The sequence below is a fragment of the Alkalibacillus haloalkaliphilus genome (genome assembly GCF_007991275.1).
GTDB lineage: Bacteria > Bacillota > Bacilli > Bacillales > Alkalibacillaceae > Alkalibacillus > Alkalibacillus haloalkaliphilus.
In genome coordinates this window covers 32638-54095 of record NZ_BJYA01000019.1, presented here as the reverse complement: position 1 = coordinate 54095, position 21458 = coordinate 32638, and the positions used below count along the sequence as shown (strand labels likewise).

Sequence of the window (21458 nt, the reverse complement as noted above, 5' to 3'; positions counted from 1 at the left end):
AGTAATTGAAAGAGGGAGTTAATCTTTCTTTTCTGATTTAATGTACATATCTTGAACCCATTCATGAAGACGTTTATAGACGTGCTTTTTTTGTTCGGGTTCAATTTGATAAATCTCGAACAGCTCTGATAGCCATATACCGTCTGTTGCTAATCTAATAATTGTAGCATCAACAGGGTCTAAACCGTCATTTTCTATATTAGCTTGCCACTCTTCATAGGCGTTATGAAGAGGTTCTAGAAGCTCAGGTTTTACAGCTTTGGCTGCTAATAGTCCTGAGTGCATATCTTTATTAGGGTAGCCTTGGTTAAACGTGACATTTAAGAAGGCACGTGTCCATTTTCCTTTATCTAGTGGATCATTATCTACGTTGTTAGCAATCTTTGCACGGTAGTTATGAGCAAGGTGTTCAACCATACCTTCTACAAGTGCTTCTTTAGAAGGGAAGTGGTAGAGGAGTCCGCCTTTACTAATTCCTGCTTCTTTGGCTACAGCTTCGAGAGTGAGGTTAAAGATCCCTTTGTCACTAACGATTTTAGAAGCAGCATTTAAAATTTCGATTCTTCTTGAATTTTTGCTCATGATCATCCCTCTTTTAATCTAGAATAGAATTATCTATGTAGATACTATACTACCTGGACGGTTTAGTTTCAATTATCATTTCAATTTTTTTCTTCACAAATCCACTTAACTGCTTCGGGTAAATCTTTAAAAGAGAATTTAGCTTGTGATGATTCGTTACCAACCATAAGGCTTGTAACTTGTGCTGCATAGCCAGCTTCGATATCAACCTCACGATCACCAATCATAAAACTTTGTCTTCTGTCTATGTTATGTTTTTCGATTAAAGTGTTTAACATTCCTGGTTTTGGCTTACGACATTCACAATCTTCATGTGGTTTATGGGTGCAAGCTTTTACTTCTTTTATATATGCACCCGCTTTTTCGAACTCTTCGACCATATGTCGGTGGATCTCTTTAAGCATAGATTCCGTCATATAACCTAATCCTACTCCGCCTTGGTTAGTGACAACGAAAATATCGTAACCACATTCATGAAGCTTGGCGACAGCTTCTTTAACACCAGGGAGGAAGTGAAAGTCTCTCGGCTTATTAACAAACTTAACACGGCTTGTTTTAACTTCATTAATAACTCCATCACGATCAAGAAAAACGGCTTTGTTCATGTGTATGCTCCTTTAAATGGTCTTCGTCATCATCATTATTCTCTTCGATTCGTCTGAATTTAAACAGATAAACGAGAAATACGGTGTGAGTGATGAGTGCCATTAATCCGAAACTTACAATCATCATGTTAAAAGTGTGAGATTGGATGTTTATAGATACCGACATTAAAGCAATAACAATAGTGTTTAAGGCAGCTGTAAAACCTAGTAGCATGTTTATTGCTCTCGTATGATTTGGATTGAATGTTTCGCTTAACTGTCTCATGATGAACAAACAATAAATGACTAATACAAACTGTAAAATGGTTAATGTGAGGGCATAATAATATTCAAATGTTGGTGTAACTGCCGTGTTAAACTCCACTTCAGTTATAAAGATATTAGGAATGGATACAACAGCTAATATAGAAGCAATGAACATCGCCGTTTTAGCATAATTTGAGTATGTTTGAAGCTTTGATAACCCAACAGCAACGATGATATAACCGACCACGTCCACAATGATATTAAAACCGTTAAATTCTATATCGAAAAACACGATTAGAAATCCCGCTAAGATTAGAGTGAAAGCTTCTCTCATTTTTGATTACCGCCTTTTGTTTCGATGAATTCATTCATCTCATTTTCTGTTATGTTAGGTGTGTGTTGGTGTTGGAATTGAATTGATCTTGAAATATTAGAACTGGATTCATCAGCTTCAATTAATTTAAGAGGGGCATTAACAGCTAAAAAAGGATCACCGTTATAAGAAATATCGAATTCAAATTCCTCGCCTCTTGCTAAGTCAGTAGGTAGTTGTTGGTCGTATTCGATTGTGAAGTTGTCTTCGATATAATTATCCATTTTGATTTCTTTTAGTGTTAAGTCATTATTTACTTGGAAGTGCGCTGTCCTTGATGTTGTAATATTGACATATGTGCTTGAGATAGTTGGTTGCGCACGTTGCACATCACCTAGGTTCGTTAATGTTAGATTAATAGGTTTTGTTTGAACTGTGCCATCAGAAAAATAAATGTCGATTGAATCAGTACTAAATGTTTCTGTATCTGAAAATAAATCATCTATATGGCTTTGATTTTTCAAAGTAAGACTCGCTCTATGTAAGTCATAATGGTTAAAAGATTCGTACGCTAATGAATGGGCTGGGTTATTGTTATAATGAGATGGATTTGAACTTGGAACGAAAGTGATTTCATTACCTAGATCAACGTGTGATATCGATTGGTTCGAATTTTTATGAGTAACATAATATAAGTCAAATTCGTCGGTATGATGCTCAACTTCCATATGAATATAGTGGTCTAAAACAATAGGCTCATCTATTATGTTAGTGTAGTAATTAACAACATTAAATATAGTCCACAGTATTGCTAAACTAACACTAGATAAAATTAACTTCCCATTAATAAGCTTCATTATTTCTCTCTCCCTCCCTATGAAAGGCTCTTTCATACCAAACTACCATCTTTCAATTTACTTTTCTAGGAAAAATTAAATTTTTATGAATATAGCATAGGCACCTGTTTTTCAATGAGGGCATACATTGTTGTATGACTGATTTTGAATGGAAGGAGTGCTTGAAACGTGTCATTTAATGAACACCATCATTATGATGATGAAAGACAATGGTTTGGTTTTCCGTTTATAGGTGGAGGGATGTTTGGACCAACTCCAGGCCCACCAGGTGGCGGGAAAGGGCCAGGGTTTCAACCAGGACCGGGACCAGGACCAGGGCCGGGGCCACAACCAGGTCCAGGACCAAGCCCGCAACCCGGACCAGGTGCAGGAGGACCACCATCTTCACCACCGCCATCATTTACACCGCAACAACCACAGTTTGGTGTGCAAGCGGTTGACCCAGGAGCAATTCGTGGCTGTTTATACCGTTACACATATATTTGGTTAAATAATAGGCAGCGTTTCTGGTTTTACCCAACTTATGTAGGGAGAAGGTCAGTCTCAGGTTACCGATGGACTGGGTTCTTCTGGGTTTATTACGGAGTTGATTTAGAAAGAATAGATTCTTTCCAATGTTATTAATAAGAAAAGAGCTTGGGCGAACCAAGCTCTTTTAAATTTATGGGAAATCAGTGAAAAAATTGATATTCCGGCGAAAATTAAAATTATCCGGCGAAACCACCCTGTATTCCGGCGAACGCCGAAATATATCAGCGAACGCCGAAAAAATTAATAACCTGATTCATCATCTTTCAGAATATCAAGCATTCTAAAATCATAATTCTTCAGATCTTTTTCAGCAGGTCCTTCTATGACTTCACCTTTATAGGAATAGCGCGAACCGTGACAAGGGCAGTCCCACGTATTTTCTGCGTCATTCCAGTTCACTTCACATCCAGCATGTGTACAAGTTGTATCTACAATGTAGACTGTTTCATCGTCATGCTTATAAGCACCTTTTCGTTGACCATTCATTAGGAATGTAGTTGCTTCGCCTTGTTTCAAGTCTTCAACTTCATTTTTCGGAAACTCAATTTTTCCTTTTATTAAATGTTTCGTTAGGTCAAAGTTCTCTGAGAAGAATTTTTTCAAGCTTGGATCAGCATTAAAACGAGAAGGTTTGTATACTTCTTCGTAAGGATTTGAATTACCGAGAACTTTGTCCACCATAAGCTTGGCTGCAGCAGTACTATTTGTCATACCCCATTTTCGGTAACCTGTTGCAATTAAAACACGAGGTTCATCTTTTGTAACAGGACCTACGTAAGGCAGTTTATCTAGTGTTACTAAATCTTGTGTTGACCACCGGTATTCAATCGGGACTTTGCCAAAGATCTCTTCTGCTGATCGTTTTAAGTTCAAGTAGTGTTTATGCAAGTCTTTTCCTTGTCCTACTTTATGGCTTTCACCACCAAACAAAATGTAGTCTTGGTTATTGATCGTTGCATGTCTAATCGATCGACTCGGCTCGTCTGCACTTAAATACATACCGCCTGGATACGGGTTTTGATTTGGAAAAGCAATAACATAAGAGCGTTGAGCATGTATTTTTCCTGAGTACAGTCCTTTCCCTTCATAAAAAGGGAAGTGGGTACAAGATAAAACATATTTTCCTTCAACTTTATGACCGTCACGGGTAATTACAGTTGCTGATTGCTCGGTAGATTCTACATTTACAGCAACAGTGTTTTCGTAAAGCTTTACCCCTTTGTCTTGAATGATTTGAATAAGTTGATTTAGGTATTTAGTCGGATTAAATTGGTATTGATCTTTCATGTATAGAGCGTTTTCAATTTCAATGTTAAACGGAATAGAATCTGTAATCTTTCCGTTAATGTTTAAGTTTTGATAAGCCTTGTACTCATCTTCAAGCTTTTTCCCATATTCACCTGATGTAGAGTATAGGTAGGCGTCATGTGTTTCCCAGTCACATTCAATTTGTTCATCTTGAATGATTTGTTCAAATAAGTTCATAGCATCTTTGTTGGCCTCGTAGTAACCCCGTGCAACCTGATAATTAAAGTGAGTTAAAAGCTCATCATAAATAAGGTTGTGTTGGGCAGTGACTTTTGCAGTTGTATGTAAAGTTGTCCCTTGCACGAGATGTCCAGCGTCAATAAGTGTGATCTCTTTTCCAGATTTGGCGAGCAAATAAGCTGCAGTAATTCCAGTGATTCCACCCCCTACAATGACAATGTCAGTTTTATGGTCGCCTTGTAATGTCTCAAGTTGGTACTTTTCCATTGATTCTTTCCATACAGGTACTGACTCTTCTGGTAAACCATCTATATTCATAATGAAACCACCTTCCTAAAGTTTTCTTATACAGTTTTTGTTAAAAAACGATACGTATGCATGTGATATAATTAAGATGGAAAAGATTGTAGAAATATGTCTTCTGTTGTAGGTAAAAAGTATGGTTTATTGGTAGATTTTTCTTTAAGAGTATCGTAAAATAGAATGTAGTAACTAAATAGGGGATATCTGAACGTTTTGGGGGCTTAAATTATGTTGAATAATCAGTTGTTGAACCAGGTCTTAATGAATGGTTTTGATAGCATGGTGTTCGTAATGAGGGTTGAGGGAGAAGAACGCTTTGTCTATGAATTAATGAATGAATCAGCAATGAGACGAACTGGGTTAACTGAAAATGTAATTGGTAAAGATTTATTTGATGCCTTACCAGTAGAACAAGCCGAATTTTTAATGAACAAATACAAGCAATCAGCTCAAGGTCAGGAAAAACTTTTATATGAAGACACTTTTCATTCAAATAACGAAGAGAAATACATAAGTGAAACAAAGTTAACACCGCTTTTGAACGAACACGGAGAGTGTACTCATATTGTTGCAGTTGTAAGGGACATTACTGAATTTAAAGAGGCTGAGCTTGCTAGAGAAGATTCTAAACGTCGGTTAGAATTAAGTAAGCAACGCTATAAGTCACTTTTCTTAGATAATACAGATGCTATTTTTTCTATTGACTATAATGGTAAGTTAGTTGAATTAAACAATGCATTTGAAGAGTTATCTGGATATCCAAAAGATGAATTGTTAGGTCAATCTGCTTTTAAGTTTGTTGATCTAAGTATAAAACGGCAGTTGAAGAAATGTTTCGTTCAAACTTTACGAAAAAACCCGCAAAACTTCGAGGTAAATACATATAATGCAAGAGGAATGCAACTCGATTTAGATATAACGATGACACCAGTTGTAGTGGAAGGTCAAGTTACCGGTGTTTACGTCGTTATAAAAGATATAACTGTGCAGCGTTATGCTGAGAGAACGCTTTCTAAAAATGAAGAACGCTTCCGTATGATTGCTGAAAGCTCACACGATCTAATTACATTAGTTGACGGTGAAGGGATGATCACTTACGCTTCGCCTTCATATGGTAACGTTTTAGGTTATAGCCCTGAACATTACGTTGGCCGATCGTTGTTACACAATTTACATGAAGAAGACTTTAAAGGCGTATTACACTCATTTGATCATGCACAAGAAACAGGCGATCCTATATCGTTAGAGTTCAGACAATACCATCAAGAAAAAGGTTGGTTGTGGTTTGAATTGCAAGGGAAGCCGATTTATGACGATAATGGCCATTTTCATCAGATGGTCGTTGTAACGCGTAACATTTCCGAGCGAAAGGCTTATGAGGAACAGTTAAAAATGTTCGCTTATCATGATCCTTTAACAGAGTTGCCTAACCGAAGATTATTTCAGTCAAATTTATCTGATCATCTAGATGAGTATCAAAAGAGTGGAAAAGGTTTTGCAGTGATGATGCTTGATATTGATAATTTCAAAACTATTAATGATGAGCATGGTCATGATATTGGCGATGAAGTCATTAAGGAGTTTGGAAAGCGCATTCAAAGTAGTTTGAGAGAATCAGACTTCATTGCCAGAATGGGCGGAGATGAGTTCATCGCTTTATTGACGAATATAACTTCAAAGAAAGATGCTTTAGAAGTTGTTCATCGCGTAAGAAGAGTTGTTGAGCAAGAGTGGGATGTTAGCGGTGAGGAATTTGCAGTTACAACAAGTATCGGCGTTGCGCTTCCTGACTCTGAACAAGTGACAAATGATGAATTAATTAAATTTGCTGATAGCGCATTGTATGATGCAAAATCTTTAGGTAAAGACACGTATCAATTGACAACAATCGTATAATCATAGGATTATTAAAGTGGGACGGTTCATTTACGAACCGTCTTTCACTATGTAAGGAGGGCAATGGAAATGGAAATGCTTACGATTCTATTAATTGTTATTGGTTTATTATTTGTTATAGCTTTAACGATCACCTTGAACATTGCTAAAAATCATGATCGACAAATTAAAGAGTATGAAAACAGAGGGGCGACACCTGATGAGGAGTTAGAGCGTTCACACCATTATGAACAAGAATCATTACGTCGAAATATACCTAATTTAGTTTTAATTTATGTTGGTTTGTTTGTTTTAGTTTTTATTGGCTCAATTATCATTCTAACTATTTTGTAAACTGTAACATTTGTAATAAACAATTAACTCGACCGTAACTTCATTACTAAGGTATTTGTGTTATCTTATACTTAAGAGCTCGTAAATATCTCCCTATAAATATAAAAGAAGGGCCAAGCGATTATTTCGCTTGGTCCTTCTTTTTGTTTAATACTTTCATTAATTGTGAGTGATATTTCTTGGAAACGAGGATGTATAGAAAATCGCCTTCTTTAATTTCTGTATCTCCATATGGTGTAACTAACTCATCACCTCTAACGATCGCAGCGATTGATGACTTCGTAGGGAATTCGATTTCATGTAGCTTCATTCCAACAACATAATTATCTCTGTTTGTCTGGAACTGAACAACTTCTGCATTTGCTTTAGCGATCGAAATTAATTCGATTGAGTGGTGCGGTGTGTCTTTAACAGGACCCATTAAACCAAGTCGGCTCGCTACATTTGAAATAGTAGCACCTTGGATGAGCGCAGATGTTAACACAACGAAGAAAATAATGTTAAAGAACTCTTCAGCACCCTCAATTCCTGCAACAATAGGGAAAGTTGCAAGGACGATCGGAACGGCCCCACGTAAACCAGCCCATGAAATGAATAATTTCTCCTTAAATGTATATTTCATTCTTATAGTTGATAAGAAGACAGCAATTGGTCTTGCAATGAAAATTAACACTAGAGAGATTAATAATCCTGCAACAATATTAGATAATTGGAAAACTTGTTCAGGAAAAGCTAATAAACCTAAGATGATAAACATCATAATTTGAGCTGTCCAAGCAACACCTTCGTTAAATTGGAAAATGGAATAACGGTAAGTTAATTCAGAGTTACCAATTACTAAGGCTGCTACATATACAGCAAGAAAACCGCTAGCATCAATGAACGACGCAGCACTATATGTAACAAACGCGAACGATATAGCTAGTATTGGATAAAGTCCACTTGATTCAAGGTTAATTTTATTAATTGCCTTATAAGCTAATTTACCAATAGCTAAACCAAGTACTAACCCAACTCCCATTTGCCAAAAGAATGAAGGGATTAACATCCATAGACTGGAATCATCACTAATAATTAACTCAATAAACATAATAGTTAAGAAGACAGCCATCGGGTCGTTTGTACCTGACTCTGCTTCTAACGTTGCACCCATTTTCGCTTTAATATTACGTTCTTTTAATGTTGCGAATACGGCAGCAGCATCAGTTGAACCTACAATTGCTCCAAATAATAACGCCTCTAACCACGTGACATCGAGAATTAAATAGACTGCTGACCCTGTAATAAGTGCGGTAAAAAACACACCTGCTGTAGCAAGTGAAATTGAAGGTGCTGCGACAGACCGGATCGTCTTCCACTTCGCTTGTAGACCACCTTCAAATAATATAATAATTAATGCAAGAATACCGATAAGTTGAGCAATCTCAACATTATCAAAATATATAATTCCTAACCCATCACTACCAACTGCCATACCGACAGCTATAAAGAGTACAAGTGAAGGGAGGCCTAATCGGCTTGAAAATTTTGCGGCGATGATTCCGCATAATAATAAGAAAGCAATTAAAAAGATCAATCCATCGTTTCCAAACGATTCAACAAGCATTCTGTTCCCCCTTCTAAAATAAAAAATATTTCTAGTTTTTATTTTATCATAAATATTATAGAGCAGTTATTAATTTGATTTTATGGATATGAAAAAAGTGTGAAACTTTTCAGCCTTTAGACGGATGGAAAAAGGTTCCTAAGTACGTTTTGTCAAATATATACAAAGTGGTTCAATGTATATAGAGAGTAGGAGGGGGATTCAATGGAACAAAAACGTGTAGTTCAAGTTAATGGTTTATCTAAGTTATATCAAAAACGAAAAACTAAGGAGATTGTAAAAGCGATCGAAGGTGTAACCTTTGATGTTTATGAAGGGGAGATCTTAGGTTTATTAGGTCCAAATGGCGCAGGTAAAACGACAACAATTAAGTGCATGTGTGGGCTGTTAAAACCAGATGAAGGGAGTGTACAAATAAAAGGTACTAATGTAGAGAAGTCTCGTCTTAAAGCCTTAAATCATATTAGTGCTGTATTAGAAGGTAATCGAAACCTTTATTGGCGTTTAACAGTAAGGGAGAACCTTGAATATTTCGCAGGTAATAGAGGTGCTAGAAGGAAGGATGTGCAAACAAGAATTGATCACTTATTAGATCAATTTAACTTAAAACATAAAGAAAATGAGTTAGTTAGTAGTTTATCAAGAGGGATGCAACAAAAGCTCGCAATAGCTGTAGCACTTCTTGCTAATACTGAAGTTATACTTTTAGATGAACCAACTTTAGGAATCGATGTGGAAACAGGTTATGAAATTCGAGAGCTACTGAAGGAAATAGTAAAAAAAGAAAACAAGACGATTATTATAAGTTCACATGATATGCCTGTCGTTCAGGACTTGTGTGAGAGAACAGTCATTATTAACCATGGCAAAGTTATTACTAATGAAAAGGTAGATAATTTAATTGATTTGTTTGAGACAAAGGCATACTGTTTATCTTTAGGCGAAGAGTTAAACGAAAAGCAGCTGCAACAAATTGAAACTCATTTTCCAATCTATGAATATAGTAATCAAAAGTTAGAAGTGACACTAGAAAACGACGGTGACATTTACTACTTAATGGACATTTTAAAAAGTGCATCAACTATAATTGAGAAGATTGACCGGACGACGATCGATTTTGAACAAGTGTTTATGAACTTGATTAGTAGGGAGGAAAATGAGTATGTCGTTAGTTCATCTAATTAGTGCGAATACGAGAATGGAATTTATTGAATTAAAACGTTACTTACCTAATACGATTGCTATGTTTTTGACGTTTTATATTATTTTCTTAGCGATGTTTTTTGGAATTAATGTTATAGGAGACCCTCAACATGCTGAGACTAATATTCAATACGGTATTGTTAATATGGTTTTTTGGTTTTTAACGATGATGACATTGTCGAACATTGGTTTCACAATTACTCTTGAAGCAACAAGAGGTACTCTAGAGCAATTATACATGTCGCCTTACGGTGTTTGGAGGATCTTGTTAGCGAGGTTTATTGGTTATTTAATGATTAATAGTGTCATAGTTGTTCTATTACTTGCAGCAACAATGTTAACGGCTAATCAGTGGCTAAACCTACAGCCACACATTGTCATTCCGTTATTATTTTTAACGATCATTGGCATTATCGGAATTGGGTTTATGATTGCAGGAATGACGGTTATCTTTAAACAGATGAGTGCTTTTTTACAAATACTGCAATTCATTTTGATGGGTTTAGCGTTTGTGCCATTGTCTATAGCACCATTTTTAGTGTTAGCACCATTTGTTAAAGGGTTCGACATGGTGCGTGAAGTCATGATTCACGGTTTTACATGGAGTCATTTCACAGCCGCTGATTTGTCAATTTTGATCGTAAACTCTTTAGTATATTTAATTATTGGAGTGTTAGTCTATTTAAAATGTGAAAAAGTCGCTATGACGAAAGGTTTAATCGGAAACTATTAACCTTGTATAAATGTTAATTCATGCTAAGATAGCGTAAGGGTGGTGAAGAAATGGTACGTTCTTACGTATTCTTAATGATTACAGTGATTATATTCTCTGGGAACTTACTAGTTGGTAAAGCAATTAGCGATTTGCCGCCAATTACAATCACTTTCTTCCGCTGTCTTATAGCCTTATTAATAGTTATTCCTTTTGCGTGGAAGCAGTTGAAATGGCAGAATCACGTTTTGTTTGAAAATTGGAAGCCTTTATTAGGGTTTGCTTTAACAGGAATTGTTACTTTTAACGTTTTAGTTTATTTAGCGTTAAATTATACATCAGCAATTAATGCTGGAATTGTTGAAGCGTCAACACCAATGTTTGCTGTGATTTTAGGCTTTTTTATTCTAAAAGAACGCTTGAATAAGAGGCAGTTATTCGGGATAGGATTGTCTTTTGTCGGTGCTGTTTGGGTGTTGTCCAACGGTTCGATCAACATGTTGCTATCAATGCAATTTAATCCAGGCGACTTAATCATGCTGTTAGCCATTTTAGTTTGGGCTGTTTATTCATTGGTTAAGCAGCATAACCATAAGTTTCCCATTTATAGTAGTATAGTTGCGATGTTGAGTATAGCTGTAGTCTTTTTAATACCGATGATGTTAGTCGAGTGGTATATTGTTGGCTATCCATTTGTGCAAACTGACATAAATCATTGGTTAGGACTTATTTATTTAGGGATTTTTCCATCTTTTATTGCATTAATGCTTTGGAATTTAGCAGTTGCTGATATTGGACCATCACTTTCAAGTGTGTTTTTAAATTTACTACCGGTTTTCACAACTATTGGAGCGGTTTTATTTTTAAACGAAACGTTATTGTTGGCGCATGTATTGGGTGGTTTATTAGTTATTGTAGGTGTGCTATTAGTAAACTTGAACTTAAGTAATATAAAATTCTTTAGAAAACATAAAGCTTGGTAATAGAAAAAGGTGACCTCAAATAGGTCACCTTAATTTTTATTTTGATGCTTTTTGAAGTTTGTGAATCATTTGAAGTGATTTTCCAGTACCGATTGCTACACATTCAAGTGGGTTTTCCGCAATATGAACTGGTACATCTACTTCACCAGTAAGCCAATCAGACATACCTTTTAGTAGTGCGCCACCACCTGTAACTGTAATACCTTGGTCTACGATATCACCGCTTAGTTCTGGTGGACAGTTTTCTAAAGTGGATTTAATTGCTTCTAGAATGTTTTCTAGTGGTTCACGAATCGCTTCTTGGATCTCTTTAGAATCAAGTGTAATCGTTTTTGGTAAGCCTGCAACTAAGTCGCGTCCACGAACTTCGATAATAACAGGTTCGTGTTCAACTAAGGCATAACCAATTTCCATTTTAATTGTTTCAGCTGTACGTTCACCGATTAGTACGTTGTAATTTTTACGAACATATTGAATAATTGCTGCATCAATGTGGTCACCACCAACTCGTACAGATTGAGCTGATACGACACCACCGAATGAAATGATGGCTACTTCACTAGTTCCTCCACCGATATCGACTACAACGTTTGAGACAGGCTCATCAACTGGTAAGCCAGCACCAATAGCAGCTGCTAATGGCTCTTCAATAATGTGAACATGTTTAGCACCATATTCTTTAACAGCATTTTCAATCGCACGACGCTCTACAGATGTAGAACCTGTTGGCGCACAAATTATTACATTAGGTTTACGCATGGAAACACCGACACGCTTGCTAACTTTCTTTAGCATTTCGCTTAACATTTGTGATGTTACTTCATAATCTGCAATAACACCGTCTTTTAACGGACGGATAGATGTAATATTAGCAGGAGTCTTACCGATCATTTCTTTAGCCTCATGACCAACTGCTAGTACATTTCCTGATTTCGAATCAACTGCAACAACAGAAGGCTCGTTAAATACGACGCCTTTACTTTTACTATATATTAATAAGTTTGCAGTACCTAAGTCTATTCCAATTTCTGCATTTGCAAACATTGAGATGCCCCCATATCTTTTGTGTCTGTTTATATTATCTATACAATTCGTAAGTTTATCACGATTTTTGAACTATTGACGTTAAGAATTTTTGACAAAAAAATTACAGAGGGTTTAACCTCTGTAATAATGCTGGTTATTTTTGCTTACTTTCTAATAAGTTAGCAAGAGTCGATGCATCATATTTCTCTATTTTACGACCTTCGTAATTGTTAATGCCGATTTTCTTTAGCTCAGATACGTACCAACCTTTAGTACCTACGTACATGAATAGCCCTCCTTTAGTTTTACCCTAAAAAGTATGCAAAAAGTATTTTACCATCAAACCTTTACATAAAAAAGAGTAAAGCATAGAATTTATTAGGAATTTTATTGATGAATTAGATATAATGGAGTACAGTTAGCTCCAAAAGTAATCATAACATTTGATTTATAAAAAGAAAATAATTAATTATAGAAAGGTTTTGACTATGTCATATAAGCCACTTGAAGAGGTGAAACAACGGTTAGATAGGCTCGGGACGTATGAGCTAAATGAAGAAAAATTTGTAGAAGTTGCAGATTATGCTTTACAAGAAGAAAAGCCAATAGATCGTTTAATAGAAGGGTACCATCAGTTGTTAGGTGAAGTTTCTAATGAAATGAAACAAATGGATGATCATATGGGGATGACCCCTACATGTCAGATGGGGTGTGCATTTTGTTGTTATTTCCCTATTATCATTACAAGACTAGAAGCTAAAATGATTATTCGGTCGATTGAATCGATGAATGATGAACGAAGGCAAAGTATAAAGACACATTTAAAAGAGTACTTTGAAGCAAACAAAGACAAAGTAGAGTATTGCACAACGTTAGATTTTCAGAACAGGGATGTAAAATTTGATTACATGAAAGCACAATTACCGTGTCCGCTCTTAAATACTGAAACGAATACTTGTATGGCATATGAGTCTCGTCCATTACCTTGCCGTACTTATGTTAACTATATGGACCCGAAAATATGCGCTGACAATTTAGTACCTGAAGAAACGGTAAGCTTTGAGTTTTTATACGAAGATTATATGGGGAATTTAAATGAAATTGCTCAAGAAGTAGCAGATGAAGATGATTCGGTTGAATACCCAGAAGATCTATTTGAGTATAATTATTTGCCAGTATTTCTAAAAGAGTGGATTCAAAGGGGAGAGCAAAGTGTTTAAAAGAATTGGTTTTATCTCAGTCATTGTCGGTTTATTAATTTTTTTCATTTTTATTGAATTGCAAAAGTATCAAACGTTTGATGAGGCAATGGAAGAAAGATTAGCCGGCGAGACTACTATAGAGTATGTAACGGTTGATTCATATTCGTCATATCCAACAAGAGAGGCACAATCTGAACCGATTGAAAGTGAGATAAACGATCTATTTCGAGAATTAGGGCAAGTTGATGTAAAAGAGTCTACTGATATCCATTTAGATGATATTCAATACCATCTAAGTGTGTCTACTACAACTGAAGAAGATGAGGGTTACACGAAACACAATAGTTTTATCATTCGTTTGGGAGAAGACGGTTTTCAAGCGAATGGCAAACGTTATGAAGTTAGAGACGATTCCAATCCTGTTGAAATATTGGAAGGGTGGCTTAGCGAAAACGAAATAGAATTAAAACCGTTTGAAGAATAAATAAGGTTAGAACAAAAGGGGATGGAGTGTGTCGTGAAAAGACGAATATCTGATCTTTAACCTTAGTTTAGCAGTTACTTAGCGGAATCAAAGTGCGTAGACTCCAGCGGGAACAGCACGAGTCTCGAGACCCCACAGGCCCCGTTCTTTGGGCCGAGGAGGCTTGAGCCGTGCCCGCGGAAAGCGAAGCATTTTGATGGAGCGATAATCAGAAAGTCAACCCCGAACGAATTCAGGTTATGATTTCGTTCGGGGTTTGTGTATTAATCAGTTCTGTCTTAGACCCTTTTTATTGATCACTAAGTGTTTCAACTAATACGAGACGGTCGTCATCAACTGGTTTTACTTTTGCATCAGTCAACCACATCGCTGACATTCCTAACTGTAAAGCAGGTGCAATTTCATTCATAAAGTTATCACCGACAGAAAGTACACGCTCTGGCTTAATATTATGACGATCCAAAACGTCTTCAAAATGTTGTTTCGTGTAGACTGGTTTGCGAGCCCAAGAAATCAATTCTACAAAATATTTGTCTAGCTCAAGAAACTCAAGCAATCGTTTTGCGTCTTCTTCATCGCTGTTGGTGCATACAATCAATGTATGATCTTTATAAATAGATTCTAAATACTCTTTTAAACCAGGTGTTTGGTTTAAGAAACCATCAAGTTCAGCCATTTGTTCTTTCGTCTTGTTATAAGATGCCTGGATTGTATCAACTGTAATTCCAAAGTGCCTTGCAATCGCATATGGTGGCCACCACCCGTCACCAATTGGTACCCAATTAACAAAGTCGAAGTCACTTGCTTTAATTTTGCTTGGTGCATCATCAATTTTAACAACGTCATTGTTCCAATCTCTAGCTTCAGTTAATTCTTCTGTAAAAGGGTCCCAAGTCCAAATAAGATCACGTTTGCCATCATAAATTTTCCCGATTTGAACAGGGTGATTACCTGCTAAAATAGCATTATAATGTTCGTCAAACTGCTGTTGCTCCTCAGCAGATAGATTTCCTTTTAAATTTTCAGTATGTAACTTAAAATGTTCTGTTCCCTCATATAAAGTACCGTCTAAATCAAAGATCATTAAGTCATGTTGCTCTAAAAACTGTTTGTCCATACCTTCCACCCTTCCTTTTCCCTTATCTTTCTAATATAAGCTCGAAATAGTGTGAATCGATGTTTGACGCTAAAGCTTTAGTTAAAGTTATTTTACCATAATTATGTTTTTACATTAAGAAAGTCATGACTTAAAACTACTATTTTTCGCTAGTTTCATGTAAAATATACATGAAATCAACAAGTGAAAGGGAGTCATCATGCGAACGGTATGGACATTCACCTACGCCATTAGTTTTTTATTTTATGCATCAAGAAAATTAAAACAAGTAAAGAAAACGACGACATTCGAACAACAAGAAACGATTCACCAAGTGCCGAAATTCTTCGGTAAACAAGTTGTTAAAAGGTCAGGTTCAGAGGTAATAGTAACAGGGGAAGAGAATATCCCTGATGGGTCTTTCTTAATCGTGAGCAATCATCAAGGTAATTTTGATATTTTTACGTTATTAGGTTATTTCAAGAAGCCTTTTGGGTTTATTGCCAAAATTGAATTAAGTCGCATACCAGTTGCGAAGCCGTGGATGGATTATATGGGTTGCTTATTTTTAGACCGTAATAATCGCAGGCAATCAGTCGAAACGTTTAAACAAGGCATTAAAATGTTACAGCAAGGTTATAATTTAGCTATCTTTCCAGAAGGGACGAGGACGAAGAGTAGTGAGATGGGGGAGTTTAAATCAGGTAGTTTCTCATTAGCGAAGAAATCAAATGTCCCTGTTTTACCTGTTATGATTAACGGAACATATAAATCTATGGAAGCAAATAAAAATCGAATTAAACCTGGAACTTTTTATTTAACGATTTGTGAACCAATAATGCCTGAGACGTATGAAAACATGAGTTTGCAGGAGTTATCTGATGAAACGCAAAGAAGAATTCAATTAGAGTTAGACCGAAAAGAAGGTTTAACATACGAAGAAGAACAGCTTGCGTAGTGTTTAATTAAGCTAAAAAAAGGATATAGTTAATAAGTGCGAATATCAATGTGAAGGTGATTAAAAAATGGTTAAAGTTTTATTTGTATGTTTAGGGAACATTTGTCGCTCTCCTATGGCAGAAGCGGTTTTTCAAGATTTAGTTAGCCAAAAAGGGTTAGAAGATCAGTTTGTAGTTGATTCAGCGGGTACTGGCGATTATCATATCGGCTCGTCCCCTCATCAAGGAACATTAGAACAATTAAAAGAAAACGGGATTAATGGTAGTGGCTTAACGGCTAGACAAATAAATGAAGACGATTTTGTGCATTTTGATTATATTATAGCGATGGAAGATGATAATATTAGAAATATACGCCAAATCGAAGTTGATGGACATCAAGCTGTTGTAAAGAAGCTATTAGATTATATTCCAAATTCAGCAGTCAAAAATGTGCCAGACCCTTATTTTACAGGGAACTTTGATGAAACATATGACCTAGTATCTACAGCTTGTAAATATTTACTTGATGATATTAGGAGTGAAAAAGATCTGTAAAACTGGAGGTAATACAATGCGCTTATGGCAAAAAGGGATAGTGTTTGGTGCGTTATTTGGTTTTTTAATAACACTATTTAAACGTGAAGAAAGGCAGTATGTTTTGACTCAGTCAAAACAGGCAGTTGGTCAGGTGAAGTACATCTATCAACATCCTTCTCAGTCAGTTCACCAGCTACGAGTTAAATTAAATGACGTCATGTCAGGTGTTGACCAATTTATCTATCAATTAGACCAAATTGAAAAGAAGATGAATGAGAAAGCGAAAAAACTCGATCAGTAGGTGAGTATTTGTGATTTTTGAGAAGAAGTTTTGGAAAGAGTTGTTTCATCGCTTCTCTGCTGATGAAGTACCAGCTTTATCAGCCAGCTTAGCCTATTTCTTTCTATTATCATTACTCCCATTTATGATTTTCTTGTTAACGTTAGTTGGCTTTTTACCAATTAACGAAAACCAAGTGTTTCGGTTAGTGGATGGCTATTTTCCACCTGATACAATGGGGCTTGTTCGAGATAACATTGACCATTTAATGGCGCAACGTAACGGGGGGTTATTATCTCTCGGTTTAATTGGTACGATATGGGCTGCCTCAATTGGAGTTAATGGGTTAATTCGCGCATTTAATCGCGCATATGATATTAACGAAGAACGACCATTTTTTGTGACGCGTGGTTTAGCAATTGCCTTAACGGTCTTAATGGTATTGGTGATTGCTGTTGCTTTAGTACTTCCTGTCTTCGGAAGATTACTTGGGGAGTTTTTCTTTTCGTTCTTCGGTGTTACAGAAGAATTCCTTGCAATATGGGAGTCCATGCGGTGGATCGTTTCTGCTTTTGTCATGATTTTTGTTTTAACTGTATTGTATATCGCAGCACCGAGTAAGAAAATTAAGTTTGCTCATGCCATCCCTGGAGCGGCAATTGCGACAATTGGTTGGCAAGTGTTATCGATTGGTTTTGCTTTTTATGTAGAGAACTTTGGGCAATATTCAGCTACTTATGGAAGTTTAGCTGGTGTCATTGTACTCATGATTTGGTTATTCTTATCTGGAATGATGATTATTATTGGCGGTGAAATAAACGCAATTCTTCACAAATATAAAGGACGGTTAATTTCAAAGTAAAAGAACTAGAGAGCGATATGTCTCTCTAGTTCTTTTTTAGTTGATCGGCTTAGGTCTCTTTATAATCATTAATATTAAGACGGCTGATATAAATCCGATGATGATATAGAAGAATGAAACGTTAGGGAATAGGTCAATAAAACTACCACCAAGTAATGGCCCAGCTATACTCCCTAAACTAAACATAACTCCACACAATATGTTACCCGCTGGAAGAAGAGATTTAGGCAGTAAGTCAGTCATGAATGAAACCCCTAATGAGTAAAGAGAACCAACAAGCATGCCAGCGATTGCAAACGTGACCATTAATCCTATGATTGATTGTTCGAAAAATGTAGTAATCCAGAAAGTGATTGTACCCCCTAACAGTACAAAGATCAGCACTTTATGGCGTCCAACTCGGTCACTTAACATCCCTAATGGAATTTGCGAAATTAAGCTACCTGCAGCAAAGAATGGAATGATAAATGAAATCATCGTGACTTCATGACCTAGTCTCATAGCGTAAACTGGAAAATTACTATGTAAAGCCGTTTCTAGAAAACCGTATGTGAATGGAGCAAGAAGAGCAATCCAAGAATATTTAAAAGCTCCTTTAAAACGAGTCGTCGTCTTTGTCGTTGTAACTTGTACTTCTTCTTCAGAAACAGGAAAATCATTTCTAACAAAGAAGATTAAAGACCAAACGAGTAGACAAAGAACCGAACTTAAAATAAATGGTAAAGCTTGATTAATTTCGGCTAATGGTGTCATTAATGGGCCGACAGTGAAACCAAGACCGAAAGATAACCCATAAATAGCAACTGAGCGACCTCTTTTAAATTCAGGCGTTGTCGTTGTGATCCAAGTTTGCGTTCCGAAATGAAGAATGTTATCTCCAATGCCTATTAAAAGACGTAAAATGAACCAAAACCAAATCGACTCCCATAAAGTAAAAAAGAAAAGTGAAGAAAAAACAATGACGCCACCAAATAATATAATTGGCTTATAACCATATTTGCGTAAAGGTGGTTCTAAAAAAGGAGATACAATTAATATTCCTATATATAATGCAGTTGCATGTAACCCGTTTATTGTACTTGAGACACCTTGTTCTTCTAACAAGACGGCGATTAAAGGCAAGAGCATGCCTTGTGAAAATCCTGAAATGCCAACAAGGGCCACTAAGATAGCGAATCTTCCGCGTGCATGAACGATCAGAACCCCTCCAATCGAGTTAAGATGGTGTTATTGTATCGTAATTTCGTGTTAAAATAAATCTAATACAAACAATATAAAAGGAGCGCTTGAAATGAAATTTAACGTAACAGACCAACATGTCACAACAGATTTAGAATATGACCAGTTAGTCATTTCAGGTGATGAATCAGAAGGGTTTAGACCTTTCCAACTAATGATGTCATCACTTGCAGGGTGTAGCGTTTTAGTATATAAGCGTATTTTACAAAAGCAGAAAATTGAATATGATGAAATGACAGTTGAAGCAGAAGTTCAAAGAAGTGATGATGCTGTGAATAAAATTGAAAAGGTTAATTTACACTTTAAAGTAACAGGTCATAATTTAAACGAAGAGAAATTACAAAAAAGCTTAAATACAGCTTCGAAAAACTGTTCAATGGTCCAGTCGGTTGTGCCGACAATTGAAGTTGAGGAAACAGTAGAAGCAATCAACAAGGAGTAATCACATGTCAGATGAAAAGAACCTAGAGTCAGTAAGATCAAGGCTAGCTAACCTATTAGAGCAGATTGAGTCAGTTGATCCTGAGAAGTTAACAGTAGACGATATTGATCGTTACATTAGCTTATTAAATGAAATGGAAGAAAAATTAAGTCAATAATTTGGACAACCCCCGCATAAGATTTTTATGAAAGGGGGTTGAATTTTTTGATGAAAGATTTTATTATGATAAAGTGTTAACGTGATAATGAGATAATGAAATGAAATAAATAAACAAAAAGGGAGAAAGTTATATGGCTTCAATTGTTATTATATCTGTTTTATTAATGGTTATTTTAAGTTTGTTTAGAGTAAACGTGCTATTAGCTATAGTCGTTTCAGCAATGACAGCTGGTTTAATGGCCGGGTTGTCATTTGGAGATTTAGTTGATATTTTCACTACTAGTATGGCAGGTGGTGCTAATACAGCACTTAGTTATATTTTGTTGGGTGGATTTGCAATCGCAATTGCCTTAACTGGTATTACAAAAGGATTCGTGCAGTTTTTAAGACGAGCTATTAAAGGTAGAAGAGGGGTAATGTTAGGTGTAATTGTTGTGATCGCCTCGCTATCCCAAAACGTCATTCCAGTTCACATTGCGTTTATACCGGTTTTAATTCCACCATTAATTGCTTTGTTTGATCGAATTCAAATCGACCGACGAGCTGTCGCAACAGCTTTAACTTTTGGTCTTAAAGCGCCTTATGTCATGGTTCCTTTAGGATTTGGATTAATCTTCCAAGGTTTGATCCAAGAACATATGGAGGAAAATGGAGTAGTGCTACCTTTAGCTGATGTGACTTTTGCCATGCTTGCACCAGGCCTTGGGATGGTGTTTGGTTTAATTATTGCTTTAACGATCACTTACCGTAAAAAACGTGATTACAGTCAAATTGAACCAGAAAGTGAGCCGAGTACAGTTGAAGAAATAGATGATGCGCCATTCGTATTTGAACGCAAGCACACGATGACTATTATTGCTATTGTTGCAGCATTAGTTGTCCAAATTGTAACTGAGGAAATGGTACTTGGTGCTTTAACCGGTTTAGTTTTAATGTTCTTACTAGTAGCTGTTCCATATCGTCAAATTGAAGATGTTATGAGTCGTGGTATTAGTATGATGGGGATGATTGCCTTTATTATGCTAACTGCATCAGGTTTTGCGGGTATCTTACAAGAAACGGGTTCAGTTGAAGCATTAGTTAACGCTTCTTCAGGTCTGTTAGAAGGAAATCAACTATTTATTGCGTTTATTTTATTATTAGTTGGTTTAGTCATTACAATGGGTATTGGTACATCGTTTGGTACCATTCCAATTTTAGCCGTTTTATATGTTCCAATCGCTACAGCGGCAGGGTTTTCACCGATGGCAATTGCGGTACTAATCGGTACTGCTGGTGCTTTAGGTGATGCTGGTAGCCCAGCTTCAGATAGCACACTTGGACCAACAGCAGGTTTGAATGTTGATGGTAAACATAACCACATTTGGGATACGTGTGTACCGACGTTCTTACACTTCAATATTCCGATCTTCATCTTCGGATTAATTGGAGCTGTCTTACTATAATTGTTTAACCCTCTTCATAAAAATTGGAGAGGGCTTTTTCTTACCCAATGCCTTCCATTCATAATTTTACTATGCATGAATCATATT

At 36.2% G+C, this 21458-nt stretch carries 25 protein-coding genes; 15 read left to right on the top strand and 10 right to left on the bottom strand.

Annotation, left to right across the window (positions count from 1 at the left end):
* Positions 1–18 precede the first annotated feature (18 nt).
* From AHA02nite_RS13020 to AHA02nite_RS13005, 4 genes are all read right to left on the bottom strand, one after another.
* Positions 19–582, bottom strand: coding sequence for a TetR/AcrR family transcriptional regulator (locus AHA02nite_RS13020; RefSeq protein ID WP_146818028.1), 564 nt, complete (start codon positions 580–582; stop codon positions 19–21).
* A gap of 80 nt (positions 583–662) precedes the next feature.
* Positions 663–1187, bottom strand: coding sequence for a D-glycero-alpha-D-manno-heptose-1,7-bisphosphate 7-phosphatase (locus tag AHA02nite_RS13015; protein ID WP_146818026.1), 525 nt, complete (start codon positions 1185–1187; stop codon positions 663–665).
* Positions 1165–1767 (bottom strand): hypothetical protein, encoded by a 603-nt coding sequence (locus tag AHA02nite_RS13010; RefSeq protein WP_146818024.1) that lies wholly within the window; start codon positions 1765–1767, stop codon positions 1165–1167. The genes AHA02nite_RS13015 and AHA02nite_RS13010 overlap by 23 nt, the downstream gene beginning before the upstream one ends.
* The gene (locus AHA02nite_RS13005) at positions 1764–2603 is read right to left on the bottom strand and encodes a hypothetical protein (RefSeq protein WP_146818022.1); all 840 of its coding nucleotides are present in this window, start codon (positions 2601–2603) and stop codon (positions 1764–1766) included. Before AHA02nite_RS13005 ends, AHA02nite_RS13010 begins: the two co-directional genes overlap by 4 nt.
* A gap of 168 nt (positions 2604–2771) precedes the next feature.
* On the opposite strand from AHA02nite_RS13005, the gene AHA02nite_RS15205 reads away from it, so the two are divergent.
* The gene (locus tag AHA02nite_RS15205; RefSeq protein WP_174758201.1) at positions 2772–3227 is read left to right on the top strand and encodes a hypothetical protein; all 456 of its coding nucleotides are present in this window, start codon (positions 2772–2774) and stop codon (positions 3225–3227) included.
* Positions 3228–3374: 147 nt separating this feature from the next.
* Here the strand turns inward: AHA02nite_RS15205 and AHA02nite_RS12990 are convergent, their stop codons facing one another.
* Positions 3375–4940 (bottom strand): FAD-dependent oxidoreductase, encoded by a 1566-nt coding sequence (locus AHA02nite_RS12990; protein WP_146818020.1) that lies wholly within the window; start codon positions 4938–4940, stop codon positions 3375–3377.
* Between the two features lie 213 nt (positions 4941–5153).
* On the opposite strand from AHA02nite_RS12990, the gene AHA02nite_RS12985 reads away from it, so the two are divergent.
* On the top strand, positions 5154–6821 hold the full coding sequence (locus AHA02nite_RS12985) for a sensor domain-containing protein (RefSeq protein ID WP_146818018.1): 1668 nt from the start codon (positions 5154–5156) through the stop codon (positions 6819–6821).
* 69 nt (positions 6822–6890) lie between these two features.
* On the top strand, positions 6891–7154 hold the full coding sequence (locus AHA02nite_RS12980; RefSeq protein ID WP_146818016.1) for a hypothetical protein: 264 nt from the start codon (positions 6891–6893) through the stop codon (positions 7152–7154).
* Positions 7155–7275: 121 nt separating this feature from the next.
* Here AHA02nite_RS12980 and AHA02nite_RS12975 read toward each other — a convergent pair whose 3' ends face one another.
* Positions 7276–8760 (bottom strand): potassium/proton antiporter, encoded by a 1485-nt coding sequence (locus AHA02nite_RS12975; RefSeq protein WP_146818014.1) that lies wholly within the window; start codon positions 8758–8760, stop codon positions 7276–7278.
* A gap of 204 nt (positions 8761–8964) precedes the next feature.
* On the opposite strand from AHA02nite_RS12975, the gene AHA02nite_RS12970 reads away from it, so the two are divergent.
* The 3 genes from AHA02nite_RS12970 to AHA02nite_RS12960 are packed head-to-tail and all read left to right on the top strand — an operon-like array spanning position 8965 to position 11658.
* Positions 8965–9945 (top strand): ABC transporter ATP-binding protein, encoded by a 981-nt coding sequence (locus AHA02nite_RS12970; RefSeq protein ID WP_146818012.1) that lies wholly within the window; start codon positions 8965–8967, stop codon positions 9943–9945.
* The gene (locus tag AHA02nite_RS12965; RefSeq protein WP_146818010.1) at positions 9923–10696 is read left to right on the top strand and encodes an ABC transporter permease; all 774 of its coding nucleotides are present in this window, start codon (positions 9923–9925) and stop codon (positions 10694–10696) included. The genes AHA02nite_RS12970 and AHA02nite_RS12965 overlap by 23 nt, the downstream gene beginning before the upstream one ends.
* A gap of 50 nt (positions 10697–10746) precedes the next feature.
* Positions 10747–11658 carry a DMT family transporter gene (locus tag AHA02nite_RS12960; RefSeq protein ID WP_146818008.1) on the top strand — a complete coding sequence of 304 codons (912 nt, stop codon included), beginning with the start codon at positions 10747–10749 and terminating at the stop codon, positions 11656–11658.
* 36 nt (positions 11659–11694) lie between these two features.
* On the opposite strand, the gene mreBH is transcribed toward AHA02nite_RS12960, so the two are convergent.
* Together mreBH and AHA02nite_RS12950 are read right to left on the bottom strand one after the other, a co-directional pair.
* Positions 11695–12702, bottom strand: a complete 1008-nt coding sequence (mreBH, locus tag AHA02nite_RS12955; protein ID WP_146818006.1) for a rod-share determining protein MreBH — start codon at positions 12700–12702, stop codon at positions 11695–11697.
* Between the two features lie 136 nt (positions 12703–12838).
* Entirely contained in the window at positions 12839–12970 is a 132-nt protein-coding gene (locus AHA02nite_RS12950) for a YflJ family protein (protein WP_017186935.1), read from the bottom strand.
* Between the two features lie 202 nt (positions 12971–13172).
* Between AHA02nite_RS12950 and AHA02nite_RS12945 the strand changes: the two genes are divergently transcribed.
* Positions 13173–13904 carry a YkgJ family cysteine cluster protein gene (locus AHA02nite_RS12945; protein WP_146818004.1) on the top strand — a complete coding sequence of 244 codons (732 nt, stop codon included), beginning with the start codon at positions 13173–13175 and terminating at the stop codon, positions 13902–13904.
* Complete coding sequence (locus tag AHA02nite_RS12940; protein ID WP_146818002.1) at positions 13897–14370, top strand: hypothetical protein; 474 nt, start codon at positions 13897–13899, stop codon at positions 14368–14370. The genes AHA02nite_RS12945 and AHA02nite_RS12940 overlap by 8 nt, the downstream gene beginning before the upstream one ends.
* Before the next feature lie 289 nt (positions 14371–14659).
* Here the strand turns inward: AHA02nite_RS12940 and AHA02nite_RS12935 are convergent, their stop codons facing one another.
* A complete protein-coding gene (locus AHA02nite_RS12935) occupies positions 14660–15487 on the bottom strand; it encodes an HAD family hydrolase (RefSeq protein ID WP_146818000.1) in 828 nt (275 codons plus the stop codon).
* Between the two features lie 199 nt (positions 15488–15686).
* Here AHA02nite_RS12935 and AHA02nite_RS12930 point away from each other — a divergent pair, with 199 nt between their 5' ends.
* The 4 genes from AHA02nite_RS12930 (at position 15687) to AHA02nite_RS12915 (ending at position 18086) form a co-directional block, all read left to right on the top strand.
* Positions 15687–16424, top strand: a complete 738-nt coding sequence (locus AHA02nite_RS12930; RefSeq protein ID WP_146817998.1) for a lysophospholipid acyltransferase family protein — start codon at positions 15687–15689, stop codon at positions 16422–16424.
* A 67-nt stretch (positions 16425–16491) separates the two neighbouring features.
* Entirely contained in the window at positions 16492–16962 is a 471-nt protein-coding gene (locus AHA02nite_RS12925; RefSeq protein WP_146817996.1) for a low molecular weight protein-tyrosine-phosphatase, read from the top strand.
* A 16-nt stretch (positions 16963–16978) separates the two neighbouring features.
* Positions 16979–17245: a hypothetical protein gene (locus AHA02nite_RS12920; RefSeq protein ID WP_146817994.1), complete on the top strand. Its 267-nt coding sequence runs from the start codon at positions 16979–16981 to the stop codon at positions 17243–17245.
* 10 nt (positions 17246–17255) lie between these two features.
* Positions 17256–18086, top strand: a complete 831-nt coding sequence (locus tag AHA02nite_RS12915) for a YihY/virulence factor BrkB family protein (protein WP_307724927.1) — start codon at positions 17256–17258, stop codon at positions 18084–18086.
* Between the two features lie 36 nt (positions 18087–18122).
* Here AHA02nite_RS12915 and AHA02nite_RS12910 read toward each other — a convergent pair whose 3' ends face one another.
* Positions 18123–19283 carry an MFS transporter gene (locus AHA02nite_RS12910; RefSeq protein ID WP_407642752.1) on the bottom strand — a complete coding sequence of 387 codons (1161 nt, stop codon included), beginning with the start codon at positions 19281–19283 and terminating at the stop codon, positions 18123–18125.
* A gap of 94 nt (positions 19284–19377) precedes the next feature.
* On the opposite strand from AHA02nite_RS12910, the gene AHA02nite_RS12905 reads away from it, so the two are divergent.
* The 3 genes from AHA02nite_RS12905 to AHA02nite_RS12900 all read left to right on the top strand — a co-directional run bounded on the left by AHA02nite_RS12905 (position 19378) and on the right by AHA02nite_RS12900 (position 21371).
* Entirely contained in the window at positions 19378–19767 is a 390-nt protein-coding gene (locus AHA02nite_RS12905; RefSeq protein ID WP_146817990.1) for an OsmC family protein, read from the top strand.
* Between the two features lie 4 nt (positions 19768–19771).
* Positions 19772–19924 carry an SE1561 family protein gene (locus AHA02nite_RS15180; protein ID WP_170236108.1) on the top strand — a complete coding sequence of 51 codons (153 nt, stop codon included), beginning with the start codon at positions 19772–19774 and terminating at the stop codon, positions 19922–19924.
* A 133-nt stretch (positions 19925–20057) separates the two neighbouring features.
* Entirely contained in the window at positions 20058–21371 is a 1314-nt protein-coding gene (locus AHA02nite_RS12900; protein ID WP_146817988.1) for a Na+/H+ antiporter family protein, read from the top strand.
* Positions 21372–21458 lie beyond the last annotated feature (87 nt).

Bases quoted from the DNA above. Each gene is read 5' to 3' on its own strand.
- AHA02nite_RS13020 (WP_146818028.1), bottom strand. From the start codon at position 582: ATGAGCAAAAATTCAAGAAGAATCGAAATTTTAAATGCTGCTTCTAAA.
- AHA02nite_RS13015 (WP_146818026.1), bottom strand. From the start codon at position 1,187: ATGAACAAAGCCGTTTTTCTTGATCGTGATGGAGTTATTAATGAAGTT.
- AHA02nite_RS13010 (WP_146818024.1), bottom strand. From the start codon at position 1,767: ATGAGAGAAGCTTTCACTCTAATCTTAGCGGGATTTCTAATCGTGTTT.
- AHA02nite_RS13005 (WP_146818022.1), bottom strand. From the start codon at position 2,603: ATGAAGCTTATTAATGGGAAGTTAATTTTATCTAGTGTTAGTTTAGCA.
- AHA02nite_RS12990 (WP_146818020.1), bottom strand. From the start codon at position 4,940: ATGAATATAGATGGTTTACCAGAAGAGTCAGTACCTGTATGGAAAGAA.
- AHA02nite_RS12985 (WP_146818018.1), top strand. From the start codon at position 5,154: ATGTTGAATAATCAGTTGTTGAACCAGGTCTTAATGAATGGTTTTGAT.
- AHA02nite_RS12980 (WP_146818016.1), top strand. From the start codon at position 6,891: ATGGAAATGCTTACGATTCTATTAATTGTTATTGGTTTATTATTTGTT.
- AHA02nite_RS12975 (WP_146818014.1), bottom strand. From the start codon at position 8,760: ATGCTTGTTGAATCGTTTGGAAACGATGGATTGATCTTTTTAATTGCT.
- AHA02nite_RS12970 (WP_146818012.1), top strand. From the start codon at position 8,965: ATGGAACAAAAACGTGTAGTTCAAGTTAATGGTTTATCTAAGTTATAT.
- AHA02nite_RS12965 (WP_146818010.1), top strand. From the start codon at position 9,923: ATGTCGTTAGTTCATCTAATTAGTGCGAATACGAGAATGGAATTTATT.
- AHA02nite_RS12960 (WP_146818008.1), top strand. From the start codon at position 10,747: ATGGTACGTTCTTACGTATTCTTAATGATTACAGTGATTATATTCTCT.
- mreBH (WP_146818006.1), bottom strand. From the start codon at position 12,702: ATGTTTGCAAATGCAGAAATTGGAATAGACTTAGGTACTGCAAACTTA.
- AHA02nite_RS12950 (WP_017186935.1), bottom strand. From the start codon at position 12,970: ATGTACGTAGGTACTAAAGGTTGGTACGTATCTGAGCTAAAGAAAATC.
- AHA02nite_RS12945 (WP_146818004.1), top strand. From the start codon at position 13,173: ATGTCATATAAGCCACTTGAAGAGGTGAAACAACGGTTAGATAGGCTC.
- AHA02nite_RS12935 (WP_146818000.1), bottom strand. From the start codon at position 15,487: ATGGACAAACAGTTTTTAGAGCAACATGACTTAATGATCTTTGATTTA.
- AHA02nite_RS12930 (WP_146817998.1), top strand. From the start codon at position 15,687: ATGCGAACGGTATGGACATTCACCTACGCCATTAGTTTTTTATTTTAT.
- AHA02nite_RS12925 (WP_146817996.1), top strand. From the start codon at position 16,492: ATGGTTAAAGTTTTATTTGTATGTTTAGGGAACATTTGTCGCTCTCCT.
- AHA02nite_RS12920 (WP_146817994.1), top strand. From the start codon at position 16,979: ATGCGCTTATGGCAAAAAGGGATAGTGTTTGGTGCGTTATTTGGTTTT.
- AHA02nite_RS12905 (WP_146817990.1), top strand. From the start codon at position 19,378: ATGAAATTTAACGTAACAGACCAACATGTCACAACAGATTTAGAATAT.
- AHA02nite_RS15180 (WP_170236108.1), top strand. From the start codon at position 19,772: ATGTCAGATGAAAAGAACCTAGAGTCAGTAAGATCAAGGCTAGCTAAC.
- AHA02nite_RS12900 (WP_146817988.1), top strand. From the start codon at position 20,058: ATGGCTTCAATTGTTATTATATCTGTTTTATTAATGGTTATTTTAAGT.